Source organism: Mycobacterium sp. E183, assembly GCF_001667735.1.
GTDB lineage: Bacteria > Actinomycetota > Actinomycetes > Mycobacteriales > Mycobacteriaceae > Mycobacterium.
Genome location: NZ_LZJN01000208.1, coordinates 1 through 1,337, shown reverse-complemented (window position 1 = coordinate 1,337; position 1,337 = coordinate 1). Strand labels below are relative to the sequence as shown.

Genomic DNA, 1,337 nt, shown 5'->3' with positions numbered 1-1,337 from the left:
TACGCGCGCGAAACCGGCAGCGCTCGGTTTGTCAGTACAGCGCCCGCACGGTATCGATGGTGTCGGCCTCGGACGGGCTCTTGTCGTCGCGGTAACGCAGCACACGGGCGAACCGCAGCGCCACACCGCCGGGGTAGCGCGAGGATTTCTGGACCCCGTCCAGGGCCACCTCGACCACCTGCTCGGGCCGCAGCCGCACGACGTAACCGTCGGTCCCGCCGACGGCGAGTTCGCTGAACCGGGCCGTCTGCCAGTCCAGCATGGCGTCGGTCATGCCCTTGAAAGTCTTTCCCACCATCACGAATTCGGCGGTGGCGGGGTCGCGCGCCCCCAGGTGGATGTTGGAGAGCTTGCCGCGTCGGCGCCCCGATCCCCACTCCACCGCCAACACCACCAGGTCCAGCGTGTGCACCGGCTTGACCTTGAGCCAGCCCGCGCCGCGGCGGCCTGCCTGATACGGCGCCTGCGGCGCCTTGGCCATGACGCCCTCGTGACCGGCGGCGAGCGTCGCCGCCAGGAACCGGGCCGCCTCGTCGTCGTCTGTGGTGGCGAGCCGATCGACCCGCTGCGCGGCCGGCACCAGCGCGTCCAGGGCGGCCAGCCGCTCGGTGGTCGGCGCGTCGAGCAGGTCCTCGCCGTCGCGGTGCAGGATATCGAAGAAGAACACCGAAAGAGGTTGGGCCGCACGGGCTTCAGCGACGTCGACCGATCGGCCGAACCGTGACGCGGTGACCTGGAAGCGGTGCGGTGAGTTGTCGGCCCGCAGCGCGATCGCCTCGCCGTCGGCGATGAGGTCGCGCACCGGCAGCGCCAGCGTCGCCTCCACCACCTCGGGCAGCCGGGCGGTGACGTCGTCGAGGCTTCGGGTGTAGACGGTGACCTGGTCGCCCGACCGGTGAATCTGTACCCGGGCGCCGTCCAGCTTGGCCTCGAAAATCGTTGTGCCGCCGTGGCGTTCCAGCGCATCGGCCACCCCGGTCGCGGTCTGCGCCAGCATCGGGCCGACCGGCCGTCCGACGCGCAGGGCGAACGCCTCGAGCGCCCGGGCGCCGCCGCCCATGGCGGCCGCCGCGACGCCGGGCAGGTCCCCGCCGAGCATCGCCGCGCGCTGTACCGCCGCGACGGGGAGGCCGGCGGCCTTGGCCACCGCGTCGGCCATGATCCCGGCCAGCGCCCCCTGGCGCAGCTCCCCGCCGAGCAGCCGCAGCAGGAAGGTCTGCTCGATGTCGGTCGAGGCGGCGAACAAGCCGGTGATGAGCTGCGCGCGGCGCGCCTGCGATCCCTTGCCCGACACCGCCCCGATCTCGGAGAAACTGGCGTCCACCGCGGCGACGGTC

At 72.6% G+C, this 1,337-nt stretch carries 1 protein-coding gene; it reads right to left on the bottom strand.

Annotated elements, in window-relative coordinates:
- Positions 1-31 precede the first annotated feature (31 nt).
- The coding region (locus A5691_RS25995; protein WP_068016355.1) for an ATP-dependent DNA ligase at positions 32-1,337 on the bottom strand (1,306 nt) is incomplete at its 5' end.